The sequence below is a fragment of the Lysinibacillus sp. JNUCC 51 genome (assembly GCF_015999525.1).
GTDB lineage: Bacteria > Bacillota > Bacilli > Bacillales_A > Planococcaceae > Lysinibacillus > Lysinibacillus xylanilyticus.
The window spans coordinates 1169500-1187160 of sequence record NZ_CP065545.1; the positions used below are offsets into that span (position 1 = coordinate 1169500).

The following is a 17661-nucleotide window of genomic DNA, read 5'->3' on the forward strand; positions in this document are numbered from 1 at the left end:
TATGGCTGGTCTTATCTTAAAAGATTTAATGTCGATTCAGCGTCAAATAAAAGCACAGGCCTTCCTGTTGATTTTCTTCCTATTTATATCAATTTTTATGCAACAAGGTTTAATACTCTTTACACTTATTATATTTATCGTGACCTTTCAAGCTATAACTGCTCTCACTTATGATGAACAAAGTAACTGGGATAAATATGCAAATACTTTACCCATTTCAAAAGGTGACATAATACTTAGTAAATATATACTTAGTGTCCTTCTTATGCTTTTTGGGCTTATCCTCGCACTACCGATTGTATTTATCATTCATCGTTTTACGAATAATAACTGGGCATCAGCAGAGTTTTTTCTAACATTTAATCTCCTTGTTGCATTAGCCTTTTGTATGCTAGCACTATTATTACCGATCTACATTAAATTTGGTTCTATAAAGGGCAGAATGTTTCTTATTGCTCTTTGCTTCATACCTAGTATCTTATTTAATCTTTTAAAAGAGTATTTACCAGATATCACATTAACATTATCCAACTTAAAACAGTATATGTTTTTTGCTCCTTTTGCCGGACTTTTAATCTTATGGCTGTCCTCTCTCATTTCAACCGCAATATATCAACGTAAAGAATTCTAGTAGGGACGGAGACAATGCAGGCTTTACTTTTACAAAGCCCCTATCCATTACTATTTATCACAAGTAGCAGAAAATTTTTTGATAATTATTTTGATCCCTACAATCATGAGAATAATCATTGGTTACTTCAAAGCTTTACATTATATTTAGCAAGAGAGTTTTATTAAAGAATAAAAAAATGGTTGCCTTAAAAGGGCAACCTATTTTTTATCAATTACTACATGGACTAAAGTATCATTCGTTATATCAATTGTAAATGCCTTACCGAAGCCTACCACGTAGCGACCTTCCAATGGCGTGAGCTCAAATAATGAGAAATCAAGCGTACGTAACAGCTCCATCATTTTAGCGTTATGCAATTTATTGAAGGCTGCAAAAAAAGAACCTCGAAAGCTATCGAGATCCTCCTATTAAGACTTTTCAATTAAAAAGGAACACAAACTATAGCGATAGTTTTGTGTTCCTTTTATTTTAAGCTTCTGGGCCGATAATTGAAATGGCTGGCTCAGCTTTTAAAATTTTTGCTATTAAGCGATCGATTGATTCCATCGATACGGCATCGATTGACGCTAATACTTCATCAACTGAACGATGTCTGCGATGCACTAACTCACTAGTACCATTGCGATTCATTCGAGCACCTGTCCCCTCTAGACCGAGAACAAAACTACCCTTTAGCTGTTCCTTCGCATTCATAAGTTCTTCTTCTGTCACGCCACCTGCTACGATATCAAGTAATGTCGCATCAATTGTATGTTGAAGCTGTGATAATTGCTGACGACTTGTACTTCCATAAATCGTAAATGCTCCAACATCAGCATAACAAGATTGGTAAGAAAATATTGAATATGCTAAACCACGTTCTTCGCGTACTTCTTGGAACAAACGAGAGCTCATATTACCACCAATAATATTATTAAGTGCAATAAAGCTATACATATCAGGATCCTTTACACCAATCGCTGGATAAGAAATGGCTAAATGAGCTTGCTCTGTATCACGAGTTTTTGAAATCTCTCCTGGATAAAAAGGAGAATTCGAAAGTACAGGCTCAACTGCAAGTGGAGATGGCTGATATTGGCTAAATAAGTCTTCAATTGTTTGCATGAGCTTTGCAGAAATATTTCCCGCTATTGAAATAACAACTGATTCTGGACCATAATGTTTAGCCATATAGTTACGTATCATATCTGCTGTAAATGTTTGTAAAGTAGCCGCAGTTCCTAGAATTGGACGACCGAGTGCATCGTTTGGATACATGACTCCCCACAGCTTTTCATGAACATCGTCATCAGCTGCATCTTCACTCATTAATATTTCCTCTAGTACAACTTGTCTTTCCTTCTCTAACTCTTCCTGTGCGAACGTAGAGTTAAAGAACATATCCGCTAATATTGTAACTGCAAGCTCTGCATGATGGTCTAAAACCTTTGCATAATAACAAGTATTTTCCTTGGATGTAAAGGCATTTAACTCTCCACCAATTCGGTCAAATTCTTCAGCAATTTGGCGAGCTGTTCGAGTTTTTGTCCCTTTAAAAAGCATATGTTCTATAAAATGCGTAATGCCATTTTCCTCAGGTAGCTCATACCGAGATCCTGCATTAACAAAAATGCCTAGCGCAACGGATCTTACATGATCGATTTGCTCAGACACAATACGCACACCATTCTGACATGTATGTACTTGTACCATAAAATCTCCCCCAATTATATCTCTGGTTCTACATCAAGGGGTAGGCACAATGTGAAGCTTCCCACAAATATTATAGAACCAAATTCCTTATACTTTATTTAAAAAAGGCTGCGCATTATACGCAGCCTTTTCTACAATTTATTATTTATCTTGCTCAGCGCGTTCTTTTTCCTCTTGGATAACAACTTTACGAGATAAATTCACACGACCTTGCTTGTCGATTTCAATAACTTTCACAAGTAATTGATCGCCAAGTTTTAAGACATCTTCAACTTGTTTTGTACGTTCCTCTTGAATTTCAGAGATGTGAAGTAAGCCGTCTTTGCCTGGGAATATTTCGCAGAACGCACCGAATTTTTCAATACGTTTAACTGTTGATAAGTAGTACTCGCCAACTTTTGCTTCACGTACGATGTCTTCGATAATTTGTTTTGCACGAGCGTTCATTTCTTCATCTGCAGAAGAGATGTAAATTGTACCATCTTGCTCAGTATCAATTTTTACGCCAGTTTCTTCAATAATTTTGTTAATTTGTTTACCACCAGGTCCGATGACATCGCGAATTTTATCAGGATTAATTTTCACGATTACAATTTTCGGTGCAAATGCAGATAATTTTTCACGTGGTTCTGCAAGAGTAGCAAGCATTGATTCTAAAATGTGCATACGTCCAATTTTAGCTTGTGTTAATGCTTCTTCTAAAATATTGCGTGATAAACCATCAATTTTAATGTCCATTTGAAGTGCTGTTACACCTTTAGCTGTACCTGCAACTTTAAAGTCCATATCTCCAAGGTGGTCTTCCATACCTTGAATATCAGTTAAAATAGAGTAATGTTCGCCTTTTTTAATAAGCCCCATTGCAATACCTGCTACAGGTGCTTTTAATGGAACACCAGCATCCATCATCGCTAACGTTGAAGCACAGATAGAAGCTTGTGATGTAGAACCGTTTGACTCAAGTACTTCTGATACACAACGGATTGTATATGGGAATACAGATTCATCTGGAATAACCGCATCAAGAGCACGCTCTCCTAGTGCACCATGACCGATTTCACGACGACCTGGTCCACGAATTGGGCCTGTTTCCCCTACAGAGAATTGAGGGAAGTTATAGTGATGCATAAAGCGTTTTGATTCTTCTACACCTAAACCGTCGATAATTTGTACATCACCAAGTGCACCTAATGTACAAATAGAAAGGGCTTGTGTTTGTCCACGCGTAAATAATGCTGAACCGTGAGTACGTTGTAATAAGCCTGTTTCAGAAGAAAGTGGACGAATTTCGTCTAACTTACGACCATCTGGACGAACTTTATCTTCTGTAATTTGACGACGTACTTCGTCTTTTACCATTTTATCTAGAATTGTATAAACTTGCTTCATTGTTACTTCATCCGCTTCTTGCTCTTCATAAGATGCAATAACACGGTCTTTTACTGCTTGAATAGCCTCATCACGTGCATGTTTTTCTGCAGTTTGAATTGCATCATGCATGTCAGTCTCACAAGCTGCTTTTATATCTGCTTGAATTGCTTCATCAATTTCAAATAATGTTACCGGTAATTTTTCTTTCCCTACTTCTGCAACAATTTGCTCTTGGAAAGCAATAATTTTTTTGATTTCTTCATGACCGAACATAATAGCTTCTAGCATTACTTCTTCCGGTACTTCTAGTGCACCTGCTTCAACCATGTTGATAGCGTCCTTGTTACCTGCTACAGATAAATGGATTGTTGATTGATTAGATTGTTCTACTGTTGGGTTCACAATAAATTTACCGTCAATATATCCAACTTGTACACCTGCAATCGGTCCGTCGAATGGAATATCCGAGATAGCTAACGCTAATGACGAACCAACCATTGCAGCCATTTCAGACGTGCAATCTGGATCGTTAGACATAACCATTGAAATAACTTGTACTTCGTTACGGAAACCGTCTGGGAACATCGGACGAATTGGACGGTCAATTAAACGGCTTGCTAATATTGCTTTTTCAGATGGGCGACCTTCACGTTTAATAAAGCCACCAGGAATTTTACCTGCTGCGTATAAACGTTCTTCGTAGTTTACTGTTAATGGGAAGAAATCAAGTGGTTTCGGTGATTTTGACATTGTTGCTGTTGAAAGTACAGATGTATCACCATAGCGTACTAATACGGCCCCGTTTGCTTGTTTTGCTAACTGTCCAACTTCGATTACAAGTGGACGGCCAGCCCATTCATAGGAATAGACTTTCTTTTCGTTCATTCAATGAACCCCTCTCTATTATAAAAACACTTACTTCGTCTGTATGTACTAATAGTAAGTGTACCAAAAATGCTTGTTCTATGCTAAATATTTCATGAAATAATAATACATTTAAATTCAGTTATTGCCAATTTATTTAGGATTTATTTCTGTTTTTAATTGAAATAGTGTTTTTTTGCTTGAAGTTCATATCATACATGCTTTTTTTTTAATAGTAAAGCGTACTTTGTTCTTAATGTTTATAAACATAAAGAAAAAGCGGGATTAATCCCGCTTTTCGATTGACAATTAGCGACGTAAGCCTAAACGAGTGATTAGTTCACGGTAACGTTGTACGTCAGTTTCACGAAGATATTTTAATAAGTGACGACGACGACCTACCATTTTAAGAAGACCACGCTCAGAGTGGAAATCTTTTTTGTGTGTACGTAAGTGAGCGTTAAGAGCGTTAATTTCCTCTGTTAATACTGCAACTTGTACTTCTGGAGAACCAGTGTCACTTTCGTGAGTACGGAACTCAGCAATAATTTCGTTTTTACGTTGTTTTGAAATAGCCATTTTGTATGGACCTCCTAAATAATTGTTAATCCCCATTAGCACAGTACACGTTGGAGTCATCGATATACCGAGCTAAGGATAAGCATATTATGCACTTATGAATGTTACCATAAATCAATAGGGCAAGCAAGCGTTAACGTCAGCCTATTCATATGTTAAAGTAGTTTTAATTTGCAAACCCGATAAAATATAGCTCACACCGTAACGTGTGGGGTTGATTTCCGTTCCGGCTGGGCGCTTTGTTGCTGTCGCACAGAAAACATTTGTAGCTGTCGCTTCGCTTTCGCTACAGAGTAAAGCTTCCTGGGGTGTCCTAGCTTTCTCCCCAATCTACCTATACTTTATCAGAGAGCAGATATAAATACTTTTTCTGAATTTAACATTGCTCCATTTGAGATTTACTGTTGAAGCTCATTGAAATATTCAATCGCTTCTTGTTTATCTTTTTCGATTTGTGCTTTTAAAGCTTCAATACCATCGAATTTTCGTTCACTTCTTATACGCTTATACCAAGCGACATGCACTTCTTCACCGTAAATATTTTTTTCGAAGTTTAATATATGGACTTCGATGGATAATTGTTTGTCGTTTGGATCTTTAAATGTTGGTTTATAGCCTACATTACATACACCATCAAACCAGTTATTTTGTACAAGTACTCGAACCGCATATACACCGCTAGCTGGAATATAAGTTCCCTCTAACGCTTGGACATTTGCAGTTGGGAAACCTATTGTGCGTCCTCGCTTATCACCATGTACAACGATACCTGTAACTTCAAATGGTCGTCCTAGGAGCAATCTTGCTTCTTCCATATCTCCCTCTTGCAAAAGCTTACGGATACGTGTAGAGCTAATTTTTTCGATATCATCCGTTTTCTTTTCAACAACTGTTACGCCGTAATCTCCATTACTCAATGCACGCATATCTTCCATTGTACCTTTACCAAATGCACCAAAAGAATAATCAAAGCCAGCTGTAACATGTTGAATGTTCAACCCACGAATAAATGTATCAATAAATGCATCAGGTGAAAGCTTTGCAAAATCAGATGTGAAATGTACAACAAATGCTGTATCAACACCCTGTTCTTCAAAAAGCTGCAATTTTTGCTGTAATAACGTTATATAAAATACTTTTTCGTTACGTCCGCCAAGCACTAATGAAGGATGGGGATCGAATGTCATAACAGCCGTTGGAATTCGACGCTTGTCTCCTTCTTCCTTCGCTGCCTTAATAACTGCCTGATGCCCTCTATGTACACCATCAAAAAAACCAAGAGCCAATGAATATGGCTGCATGCTTTCTTGTTGCTGTAGTTGGTGTGGGTATTTTAAATGAATGACCTCCATACTAAAAATCCTCCTACTCTATCATCGGAAACATCTTATGTGGCTTCATAAACCCTTCCTTTGTAGGATGGGCTTGATAAACCGCAAATGCTTTCCCATTGATTCCAAAAACAATTTTATCATGTTTCTTTAATAATGCATCTGCGGGAAGCACTTGTCCATTGGAAATTTCTTTTTCGTTCGCGGAAGTGATCTCTATATATGGATAATCTGTTAATGCATACTCAACTGGTAAAATGCATGTATCAATTTGTTCAGCTTCCATCAGTTCAGCAACTTGTGCCAACGTAAAGCAATTCTCTTGTGTAAATGTACCTGAGGCTGTGCGTACGAGTTCTTTCATATGTGCTGGATAACCAAGTGCCGCTCCGATTTGCACAGCAAGTGTTCGAATATACGTACCTTTACTACAGGCTATACGTACTGGGAATGTAATTTCTTCCCCTTCATATATTTCTACATCATCTAGTAGTTCTAATGCATAAATAGTAACCTGACGTGTAGGTCTTTCGACAATTTCGCCTTTTCGAGCATATTCATAGAGACGTTTACCATTTACTTTGACAGCTGAAAACATCGGTGGCGTTTGTTGAATAACACCTGTTAGTGATGCTAAAACCTCTAGCAATTGAGCTCGTGTGAACTTTTTATTCGTACTATCTTGCTCAACTGTTTCTCCTTCTGCATCTTCAGTTGTCGTTGTACGGCCAATTGAAATAACAGCTTCATAGATTTTTCCTGCATCAGTTAAGTATTCTGCGATGCGTGTTGCTTGACCAATACAAATCGGAAGAACTCCCTCAACACCTGGATCAAGTGTGCCTGTATGGCCAACTTTTTTAGTACGTAAAATTTTACGTAATTTAAAGACGCAATCATGGCTTGTCATGCCACGTTCCTTCCAAAGCGGTAAAATACCGTTCATAAATTTCCTCCTAAGTTCACTATTAGCATATTTTGTTTTCTTGCTACAGTTTTATAAAGATAAATACCCTGACACTTCTGCAGAAAAATTAGCAGGAGACTTGTCAGTCATTCGCCAGAACATTTAGTGAAACTTTACAAAAATGATAAAGCCGCAAAATGTTCTGTTGAATGTAAAAAGCCTGCCTGCATGAACATGCATATGGCAGACTTTTTTAAGTTAAGCTTATTCTTCGTGTAAACCACGTAGCAATGAATCAATACGGTTCCCATATTCAATCGATGAATCGAATTCAAAGATTAGTTCTGGTGTACGACGTAAACGGATTCGTGAACCGATTTCTGAGCGGATGAAACCAGAAGCCTTTAATAAAGCTTTTAGTGTTTCCTCTTTTTCACGTTCATTGCCTAGAGTTGTAATATAAATTGTCGCTTGCTGTAAATCACCTGTTACCTCAACACCAGTAACAGTAACGAAACCAACACGCGGGTCTTTTATTTTACGTCCAAGAATATCACCAAGCTCTTTTTTCATTTGCTCAGCGACACGGTTTGAGCGTAGAGACATAGTTTGTCACCTCAATTTCGATGTACAGAAAGTTATGTCTTCACTTGCACATATATTTACATGCAAGGTATGGCTAAATCATACAACATAACTTCAAATGTTACTTATAAATAGTCTCGCCACACATTAAGCTGTTCCCATTCCGGATTTGACTGTAAGTAATGAAGCGCGTGATTAATTTCACGCTCGGCTGCTTCTTTCGAAGAAGAAACAGCAACAAGCGCTAATTTCGTGCGTTGCCATACATTTTGATGGTCAATTTCCGCAATGGATACATTAAATTTTTGCTTAGTGCGGATAAGCATACGCTGTAAAACAGCACGTTTTTCCTTCAAAGAATGGGCAGTTTGAATCATGAATTCAACTTCTGCATAAACAATCATTATACGCGTTTAACTTCTTCCATAATATAGGCTTCAATAATGTCGCCTTCTTTAATATCGTTGAAGTTTGTAATTGTAATACCACATTCGTAACCTTTGGCAACTTCTTTAACTTCATCTTTGAAACGTTTAAGTGTATCTAATTCACCTTCAAAAATTACTACATTATCGCGGATTACACGTACGCCAGAATCACGAGTTACTTTACCTTCTGTTACGTATGAACCAGCAATTGTACCAACTTTTGATACTTTAATTGTTTGGCGAACTTCTGCTTGACCAATAATTTTTTCTACGAATTCTGGATCAAGCATACCTTTCATTGCTTGTTCAATTTCCTCGATTACTTTATAGATAATGCGGTGTAAACGAATATCTACGCCTTCTTCTTCTGCTGCACGTTTTGCATTGATATCTGGACGAACGTTGAAGCCAATAACAATTGCATTTGAAGCCGCTGCAAGAGAAATATCTGATTCTGTAATCGCTCCAGCGCCAGTGTGAATAATTTTCACGTTTACGCCTTCAACATCAATTTTCATTAATGATGCTGCCATAGCTTCTACAGTACCTTGAACGTCAGCTTTAACAATTAAGTTAAGCTCTTTCATTTCGCCTTGACTCATTTGTTCAAACAAGTTATCAAGCGTTACACGTTGCTTTTCTGAACGTTGTGCTTGAATCGCTGACATTGCACGTGTTTCACCAACTTGGCGTGCTGTTTTTTCATCTTCAAAGACAACGAAACGGTCGCCAGCTTGTGGTACTTCATTTAAGCCTGTGATTTCTACTGGCGTTGATGGTCCAGCTTCTTTCACACGACGGCCTTTATCATTTACCATAGCACGTACTCGACCAAAAGTATGGCCGACAACAATTGGATCCCCAACTTTTAATGTCCCGTCTTGTACTAAAAGTGTTGCAACAGAGCCACGACCTTTATCTAGCTGTGCTTCAATTACTGTACCAAGTGCTAAACGATTAGGGTTCGCTTTTAATTCTCCAACTTCAGCAACAAGTAAAATCATTTCAAGTAATGTGTCAATGCCTTCACCTTTTAATGCAGAAATTGGTACGAAAATAGTTTCGCCACCCCAAGCTTCAGGAACTAGGCCATGTTCTGTTAACTCTTGCATTACACGGTCTGGATTAGCTGAAGGTTTATCCATTTTATTGACTGCAACGATAATTGGTACTTCCGCTGCTTTTGCGTGGTTAATCGCTTCTACTGTTTGTGGCATTACGCCATCATCCGCAGCTACTACTAAAATTGTTAAGTCCGTTACTTTTGCACCGCGCGCACGCATCGTTGTAAATGCAGCGTGTCCTGGTGTATCTAGGAACGAAATCTTTTTGTCGCCTTCGGTAACTTGATAAGCACCGATATGCTGAGTAATACCTCCAGCCTCACCAGCTGTAACTTTAGTATTGCGAATAGAGTCTAACAATGTAGTTTTACCATGGTCAACGTGACCCATAATTGTTACTACAGGAGGACGTTCTGATAATTCCGCCTCGTTAACTTCTTCTGTTTGTTCGAAGTGTGTTTCTAAATCCGTAATATCTACACGAATTTCTTCTTCAACTTCTACACCATAGTCTGCGCAAATTAGTTCAATTGCATCCTTATCTAATTCTTGGTTAATTGTTGCCATTACACCAAGCATAAATAATTTTTTAATAATTTCTGATGGTTCACGGTGTAATTTTTTAGCTAATTCCGCTACAGAAAGTGATTCAACAAAAGTAATTTTTTCTGGTAATTCCTTTTGTTTCACTGGTAGACTTGGTTGATGTGTTTTTGGATGGCGACGTTTCCCGCCATGAATTCCTGGTTTTGGACGTTGGTTGTAACCGCCGCCACCTCTACGATTATTATTATTATTATTATTATTGTTATTATTTGTCATATTTCTATTTTGATTACCTTTTGTATTCTTAGATTTTTCGTTAGACGAATTTGAGTTTTGATACGTTTGTTGCTGATTATTGGCTTTAGGCTTGGAAGTAGCAGATTGCTGCTTTTGCCCATCTTGCTTTTTCACCGGTTGCTGTGATTTTTGCGATACGTTTTGAGTAGGTTGCTTCACATCTTTTACATTATTAAATGTTTGGTTTAACTTTGTCACTATGTCTTTTTCTAACATTGACATATGATTTGTTACACTAACATTTAATTTATTAAGTGCTTCAATAACCTCTTTACTCGTTTTATTCACTTGTTTCGCATATTCATGAACTCTGATTTTGGTCATCTGCTCACCCCCGATTATTTTTCGTTGAGTAGACTAGACAATTTGCTTGCAAAACCTTTATCGGTAATAGCTAAAGCCACTCGGGCCTCCTTACCTGTAGCATGTCCTAGATCATAACGATCACCAATTACATGATACTCAACGTTGTAATACGTGCATTTATCTTGAATTTTTTTGCTAGAGTTTTTAGAAGCATCGTTTGCAAGCAGTACTAGCTTAGCATTACCATTGCGGACTTCCTTTACTACTAACTCTTCTCCTGAAATCACTTTACGGGCTCTTGCGGCTATCCCAAGCAAATTATACACCGCTTGATTATTAATCATATAATAGACTCCCTACGAATTAACAAAATAAGCTCATCGTAAATTTCTTCAGGAATTTTCACATCAAGTTGGTGCCCTAAAACGTTTTTCTTACGGGCGATTTCAATTGCCTTTTCCGATTTAGAGACATAGGCACCACGTCCGGGTTTTTTTCCGGAAACATCAACACTTACCTCGCCCTCTTTCGAACGAACGACACGAATCATTTCTTTCTTTGGTAACATTTCTCCGGTAGCTACACATTTTCGAAGAGGTACTTTTTTATTAATAGCCATAAGAATCACCTTTCCTCTCTGAAGCTTGTCGTAAGAGGTGGACTAGCCATGCACCACATTGGTTATATATATTTGGATTTTAACCATGATATTTCCCAATGTAGGCTCTGCCATTATTCAGTCGACGCAGCTAAACGCCCACTGAATAATGGCAGCTAACTAGTCACACGGGCTTTCTTACTTATTCTTCGTCGTCTTGATATAAGTCAACTGTCACATCATCAAAATCACTTTCTTCATCCTCAGCAGGTACGAAAGTGCTTGTTGCAGATGGATAAATACCTAACTCACGAGCATCTGTTTCACTCTTAATATCAATTTTCCAGCCAGTTAGCTTAGCAGCTAAACGAGCATTTTGACCACGTTTACCAATTGCTAGTGATAATTGATAGTCTGGAACAACAACAGTAGTAGATTTTTCTTCTTCATTAACTTGAACATCTAAAACTTTAGATGGGCTAAGAGCATTTGCTACAAATACAACTGGGTCTTCTGACCATTCAACGATATCGATTTTTTCACCGTTTAATTCATTTACAATCGTTTGCACACGAGCGCCTTTTGCTCCTACACATGAACCTACTGGATCTACCTCTTCGTTATGTGCGTAAACAGAAATTTTAGAACGATCCCCTGCTTCACGAGCAATTGATTTAATTTCTACAATACCTTCATAAATTTCAGGTACTTCCATTTCAAATAAGCGGCGTAATAGACCAGGATGTGTGCGTGAAACAATAACTTGTGGTCCACGTGTTGTACGTTCAACCTTTGTAATATAAACCTTGATGCGATCGTGTGGATGGTATGTTTCACCTTGAATTTGTTCGTTTTGCGGTAATGCAGCCTCTACTTTTCCTAGACCTACGTAAATATTACGAGCATCTAGACGCTCAACTACACCCGTCACGATATCATCTTCACGGTCCACATATTGTTCGTAAATTAGGCCACGTTCTGCTTCGCGTACACGTTGTGTAACAACTTGTTTTGCTGTCTGTGCAGCAATACGCCCAAAGTTTCGAGGTGTTACTTCTTGCTCAACCACATCTTCCAATTGATATGCAGGGTTGATAGCTTTGGCATCTTCTTCAGAGATTTGTAAACGGTCATCTTCTACTTCTTCAACAACATCTTTGCGTGAAAAGACACGAATAGAGCCCTTATCTAAGTTTAAGTCAACACGAACATTTTGTGCTTGATTGAAGTTGCGTTTGTAAGCTGTAACTAATGCCGCTTCTATTGCTTCAATTAACACATCTCTTGAAATTCCTTTTTGTTCTTCTAGCGCATTTAGCGCATCTAACAAATCACTACTCATTTTTGTTTTCACTCCTAAATATGCATTATGCTTAAAAATCGATGGCTAGTCGTGCCAATGCGATTTTTTCTTGTTCAATTGTTACTGTAATTTTACGCGTTTTAATGCGTACTTCCATCACTAATGTATGTTCATCGTATGACGTTAAGTAGCCTTGGAATTCCTTCATGTCCTTAATGGGCTCATAGGTTTTAACATAAATAAATTTGCCAATCGCTTTTTCAAAATCAGTATCTTTTTTTAATGGACGTTCTGCTCCAGGTGAAGAAACTTCTAAATAATAGTTTTGTGTAATTGGATCATTTTCATCCAATAGCAAACTTAGTCGTTCACTAACTTGAGCACATTGTTCAATGTCAATTCCACCTTCAGGTGTATCCACATAAACACGTAAAAACCAATTACGTCCTTCTTTTACGAACTCGACATTTACTAGCTCAAGATTCAACTCTTCAACAATCGGTTTAGCGAGCTCTTCAACTAAAGATGGTACTTTGCTCATTGTTTCCTCCTGTATCTATCAAATTCTGGCGTAATAAAACAGAAATTCCACCAGTAGCTTTGGTGAAATTTAACGGTCTTACCTGCTGTTAGTCAAAAATTTGTTTTGCTACGGTATAACAACAGAAAAGAGCGGGAAGGTCCCACTCTTTTGCTGGAAAAATATCAACAAATTATTACCATAAGGATAGCATAGTTTACGGTACAATGCAAATTTCCTTTTTCTAGACACCTAATCAATTATGCCTCTGCATAATTGCGTCCTGAATCGGCTTTGTGATTAGGCCTGCATGACGCAGGTCAGTTAGCCGTTATCGCATGGATGCGATGATTTTAGGCTAACATCCTATGTTAACTCCTTTCCGATCCCGTGACATCCGCCGGAGGCTTTGGGCCAACGTGATGTTGGTCACTCAGTCGTCGCCACAGGACGTGGCGTTCTTAGACTGAGTTCCTCTATTACAGCGGATGTTTGGAAATCCGCTGTAAGAAGTTAAAGATTGTGTCTAGAAATTAAAATTTGTGCTTTATTTTATGCTCATCATCATAAAGTGGGGTTGATTTCCGTTCCTACTGAGCGCTTTCCTGGGGGCGTCCGACGAGCCGCTTGGGCCAAAAGGATGTTGGCCGAAGGCGTACGTGATGCTCTTTGTCTTCATTCCTCTATTGCTATTCCCAAAGGAGTAGCCAGCCTTCACTTCAATCAACTTATATACATGGTATACAGTTTAATAAATGTCACACTCAACTTTATAAGCCTTAATTTGAGCAAAAGGCTTATAAGTTATTCGTTATTGATGATGAAGCCTTCACTTCTTATTTTAGAAAAGTGATAACTGATTCGCATCAGGCATCCCTTCTAAACAACCTAATTGATCCATGTACTCTATTAATGTCTTGGATACTCGACCTCGTTGCTGTAAATCTTCCTTCGATAAAAATTCTCCGTCCTCACGTGCTGCCACAATTTGTTTCGCAACGTTTGTACCGAGTCCAGGAATCGCATCGAATGGTGGAATTAACGAGTTCCCATCAATGATAAATTCACTAGCCTGCGAACGATATAAATCGACCTTCTGGAAGCTCATACCACGCTCACACATTTCAAGTGCTAGTTCCATCACAGTTAATAAGTTTTTTTCTTTTGTTGAAGCATCTAAGCCCTTCATATTGATTTCATCAATTTTTGCACGAATCATTTGCGAGCCCTGTACCATGGCAATTAAATCAAAATCATCTGCACGTACTGTGAAATACGCTGCATAATAAAGAATCGGGAAATGTACCTTAAACCATGCAATACGAACAGCCATTAACACGTAAGCTGCCGCATGGGCTTTCGGGAACATATATTTTATCTTTTTACATGATTCGATATACCAGCCTGGTACTTTATTCGCCAGCATTTCTGCCTCAAACTCTTCAGATAAACCTTTCCCTTTACGTACAGACTCCATAATTTTAAATGCCAGTGACGGTTCTAGCCCTTGGTAAATTAAATACACCATAATATCGTCACGACAGCCAATTACTTCTTTCAGCACGCATGTACCATTCTGAATTAATTCTTGTGCATTACCAAGCCATACGTCCGTTCCGTGTGAAAGTCCTGAAATTTGCACAAGCTCTGAGAATGTTGATGGCTTTGTGTCTTCAAGCATTTGGCGTACAAAACGAGTACCGAACTCAGGAATGCCGAGTGTTCCGGTCTTACAGCCAATTTGTTTTTCTGTTACGCCTAAAGATTCTGGAGTACTAAAGATTTTCATAACGACTGGATCATCTGTTGGAATCGTTTTTGGATCAATTCCTGATAAATCCTGCAACATACGAATCACAGTCGGATCATCGTGTCCAAGAATATCAAGCTTTAAAATATTATCGTGAATGGAATGGAAATCAAAGTGCGTCGTACGCCATTCTGCATCCTGAGCATCTGCAGGGAATTGCACTGGTGAGAAATCATAAATATCCATATAATCTGGTACTACGATAATCCCCCCAGGGTGTTGTCCTGTAGTACGTTTTACGCCTGTACAGCCTTGCACTAACCGATCTACCTCAGCACCGCGGAAATGCAAGTTGTTATCGCTAGCATAGCCCTTTACATAGCCATACGCTGTTTTTTCCGCAACTGTACCGATTGTTCCGGCACGATATACATAATCTTCACCGAATAATACCTTCGTATAGTTATGGGCTTGTGGTTGATATTCCCCGGAAAAGTATGACGATAGGTAAACATTTGATATTATCTCCAGCTTTTCCCCCGTCCCACACCGTACGTGACCCTTTCGGCGTCATACGGCGTTCCATCGTTAACTTTGTTGAAATTTATAAACTAAGTTTTGGATTTCCTACTTCCGTTCTTAGTTCGTTTATTTTATTTATTGCTTTCTTTTCGAATCGAGCTAGCATCTTTACATAACCTTTATAAGCGAGCGGGTCTTTTGTATGGACAAGCATGTGATAACTCCTCTTGATAATAATCAGGTTATCATAGTCGTCTGTTCCACCGTGAGCTGTCGGCTTAATATGATGACAAACGGCTTGATGCGGAGTAAGTCTTTCACCTGTTATTCCGCAACTCCCTTTTTGAGCCACATATTTACTCAGGCGATTATTTTCATACAAAACACTGTTAGCTTTATATATTCCTTTACGAAACATCTCAATTTCACGAACTGACACATGTTTTAAATCTTTATGAATTAAGGACCTGTCTTTCTCATTGTAAATCGTAAATTCAGGTTTTCTCTGTCCTCGTATATCATGTCGAATTGCTTCAATAGGATATACCAGCAATCCATTACTTTTAAATCTTTGATAATTGTAATCCCCATAAAATTTATCAATGACATTGTTTGTTTCCTTCGTTTTCACGAAAATGTTTCTAAACAACAATGATTTGATATTCGGATGCACTTTATGTCTTATTGCATTAAAATCTTGTGATATCCTGGTCGCAATTTTGTAATAGTTATGCAGTCCAAGAATATTTGCATTAAAGTTCATCACTTTTTCTGGAGTAGGACTTTTTCTAAGTTTAACTAATTGATACTTTATAACCCCTTGTACTTTTTCTTTTGCTTTAGGGTCCATTTTAGAATTTACGATATACCCTGTTTTAGAGTTACCTTTTGGAACTGCCCTAAATCGTATCCCTAAAAAATCTGTACCATTTTTACGTAGATTTGTGACTTTACTCTTCTCTTTACTTATCTCAAGCATGAGTCGCTCTTTTAGCCATTTTTCAACAGCTATTTTAATCTTTCGAGCGTTTTCAAAAGAGTTTGTAAAGATTTTAAAATCATCTGCATATCTGACAAGGTACATAGGCTTTAGCCTAGTTTTCTTTAGAGCATCCGTTTTATTTCGTTTCAATTTATAAGGCACTTTTGTCGGCTTTGTTTCCCACTGGTTCGATACCCACCAATCTAATTCGTTCAACACTATATTAGCAAGAAGCGGGGATAAGATACCGCCTTGTGGAGTTCCTTTAGTCGGAATACCTTCACCTGTAATTTCAGCTTTTAGCATCTTTTTAATAATTGTTAAAACTTTTTGGTCCCTTATACCAATTGTCCATAATTGCCTTATAAGCTTTTTATGATTAACGTTATCGAAAAATCCTTTTATATCTATATCGACCACAAAGTGTTGATGACTATGATTAACCAAATGGTAACACCTTGCTAATGCATCATGTGTACTTCTTTTCGGTCTAAATCCGTAGCTTTGAGGATGAAACCTAGCTTCTACAATCGGCTCCAGTACTTGTAGGAACATTTGCTGAATCAATCTATCTTCAATCGTAGGTATTCCAAGTGGTCTCATTTTTCCGTTTGGCTTCGAAATAAACAACCTTTTAACCGAATGTGGTGTGTAGTTTTCAAGTCTTTTTCTTATTATCTTTATTAGCTTGTCGGCATTCATTTTGTTTAAATGTTTAATTGTGTGTCCGTTTGTACCTTTCGTTTTACTACCTGTATTACTTTTTAGGTTACGAAAAGCGAGTAAAATATTTTCTTCAGAAATAATCAGCTTGTAAATATCTGTAAAGTATCGACCCTTTTCACTTTCTATAAAAAGGTTATCAAATGTCTCTTGTAAGCCAAAATATTCGTTATTTCTTAACTTTTGAATCATTAAGTCAGCCAACTAATCACTTCCTTTACGAAGTTTTCGTTCTCTTTAGTCATACTCGAATCTGACTTATTGTAGGTTTTGTTTCAACGTTAACGACTTGTGCCCTTCCCTCTGAAATGTTTTTTCCTCCGACTTATTGGTTATTCAGTCATCAACAGCATTTCTTCGTCAGTACTACGGCACTACTGCCACTCCTTTAAAGTATGTTATAGCCATTTTGCCTTTCCATACACCGTCTTCATCGAAGTGCAATCTTCTCTTACGTTAGGAGCTTCACACGTTCCACTATTTCTATCTGTACATAATTCCCGTAGGTTCCCTCTAAATTCCGCTAGGCTGGATTGTGCCTGTAACACAATATGGATTTTCATAACCTAACATTTACTCATCCACACCTAGAAGTCCTAAATGGACCCCGCAGCATTTCTACTACGTGACATTCACGAAAAGTCAGTCAAGGGTTCGTC

The 17661-nt window shown here is 37.9% G+C and carries 15 protein-coding genes and 1 pseudogene; 1 reads left to right on the forward strand and 15 read right to left on the reverse strand.

Features of this window, described 5'->3' with window-relative positions; all coding sequences use genetic code 11:
• Nucleotide 1: 1 nt before the first annotated feature.
• On the forward strand, nucleotides 2-631 hold the full coding sequence (locus tag JNUCC51_RS06025; RefSeq protein WP_337991260.1) for an ABC-2 transporter permease: 630 nt from the start codon (nucleotides 2-4) through the stop codon (nucleotides 629-631).
• Between the two features lie 200 nt (nucleotides 632-831).
• Here the strand turns inward: JNUCC51_RS06025 and JNUCC51_RS06030 are convergent, their stop codons facing one another.
• From JNUCC51_RS06030 to ltrA, 15 genes and pseudogenes are all read right to left on the reverse strand, one after another.
• Nucleotides 832-990, reverse strand: a complete 159-nt coding sequence (locus JNUCC51_RS06030; RefSeq protein ID WP_443136976.1) for a hypothetical protein — start codon at nucleotides 988-990, stop codon at nucleotides 832-834.
• A 112-nt stretch (nucleotides 991-1102) separates the two neighbouring features.
• Nucleotides 1103-2326 carry a M16 family metallopeptidase gene (locus JNUCC51_RS06035; protein WP_337991261.1) on the reverse strand — a complete coding sequence of 408 codons (1224 nt, stop codon included), beginning with the start codon at nucleotides 2324-2326 and terminating at the stop codon, nucleotides 1103-1105.
• Between the two features lie 141 nt (nucleotides 2327-2467).
• The gene (pnp, locus tag JNUCC51_RS06040) at nucleotides 2468-4582 is read right to left on the reverse strand and encodes a polyribonucleotide nucleotidyltransferase (RefSeq protein WP_337991262.1); all 2115 of its coding nucleotides are present in this window, start codon (nucleotides 4580-4582) and stop codon (nucleotides 2468-2470) included.
• A gap of 288 nt (nucleotides 4583-4870) precedes the next feature.
• On the reverse strand, nucleotides 4871-5140 hold the full coding sequence (rpsO, locus tag JNUCC51_RS06045; protein ID WP_068983113.1) for a 30S ribosomal protein S15: 270 nt from the start codon (nucleotides 5138-5140) through the stop codon (nucleotides 4871-4873).
• A 398-nt stretch (nucleotides 5141-5538) separates the two neighbouring features.
• Complete coding sequence (gene ribF, locus JNUCC51_RS06050; RefSeq protein WP_337991263.1) at nucleotides 5539-6492, reverse strand: riboflavin biosynthesis protein RibF; 954 nt, start codon at nucleotides 6490-6492, stop codon at nucleotides 5539-5541.
• Between the two features lie 13 nt (nucleotides 6493-6505).
• Nucleotides 6506-7417 (reverse strand): tRNA pseudouridine(55) synthase TruB, encoded by a 912-nt coding sequence (gene truB, locus JNUCC51_RS06055; RefSeq protein WP_337991264.1) that lies wholly within the window; start codon nucleotides 7415-7417, stop codon nucleotides 6506-6508.
• Between the two features lie 225 nt (nucleotides 7418-7642).
• A complete protein-coding gene (gene rbfA, locus JNUCC51_RS06060; protein WP_337991265.1) occupies nucleotides 7643-7984 on the reverse strand; it encodes a 30S ribosome-binding factor RbfA in 342 nt (113 codons plus the stop codon).
• Nucleotides 7985-8088: 104 nt separating this feature from the next.
• Entirely contained in the window at nucleotides 8089-8367 is a 279-nt protein-coding gene (locus tag JNUCC51_RS06065; protein WP_337991266.1) for a DUF503 domain-containing protein, read from the reverse strand.
• On the reverse strand, nucleotides 8367-10622 hold the full coding sequence (infB, locus tag JNUCC51_RS06070; protein WP_337991267.1) for a translation initiation factor IF-2: 2256 nt from the start codon (nucleotides 10620-10622) through the stop codon (nucleotides 8367-8369). Before infB ends, JNUCC51_RS06065 begins: the two co-directional genes overlap by 1 nt.
• Before the next feature lie 14 nt (nucleotides 10623-10636).
• The gene (locus tag JNUCC51_RS06075; protein WP_387080033.1) at nucleotides 10637-10948 is read right to left on the reverse strand and encodes a YlxQ family RNA-binding protein; all 312 of its coding nucleotides are present in this window, start codon (nucleotides 10946-10948) and stop codon (nucleotides 10637-10639) included.
• Entirely contained in the window at nucleotides 10945-11223 is a 279-nt protein-coding gene (rnpM, locus tag JNUCC51_RS06080) for an RNase P modulator RnpM (protein WP_068983119.1), read from the reverse strand. Before rnpM ends, JNUCC51_RS06075 begins: the two co-directional genes overlap by 4 nt.
• Nucleotides 11224-11404: 181 nt before the next feature.
• Nucleotides 11405-12544, reverse strand: coding sequence for a transcription termination factor NusA (gene nusA, locus JNUCC51_RS06085; protein WP_337991268.1), 1140 nt, complete (start codon nucleotides 12542-12544; stop codon nucleotides 11405-11407).
• 31 nt (nucleotides 12545-12575) lie between these two features.
• Nucleotides 12576-13046, reverse strand: a complete 471-nt coding sequence (gene rimP, locus JNUCC51_RS06090; protein ID WP_049668475.1) for a ribosome maturation factor RimP — start codon at nucleotides 13044-13046, stop codon at nucleotides 12576-12578.
• 820 nt (nucleotides 13047-13866) lie between these two features.
• A pseudogene (locus JNUCC51_RS06095) lies at nucleotides 13867-15270 on the reverse strand (PolC-type DNA polymerase III); the annotation flags it as partial.
• 109 nt (nucleotides 15271-15379) lie between these two features.
• Nucleotides 15380-17206, reverse strand: a complete 1827-nt coding sequence (ltrA, locus tag JNUCC51_RS06100) for a group II intron reverse transcriptase/maturase (protein ID WP_337991269.1) — start codon at nucleotides 17204-17206, stop codon at nucleotides 15380-15382.
• Between the last annotated feature and the right edge of the window lie 455 nt (nucleotides 17207-17661).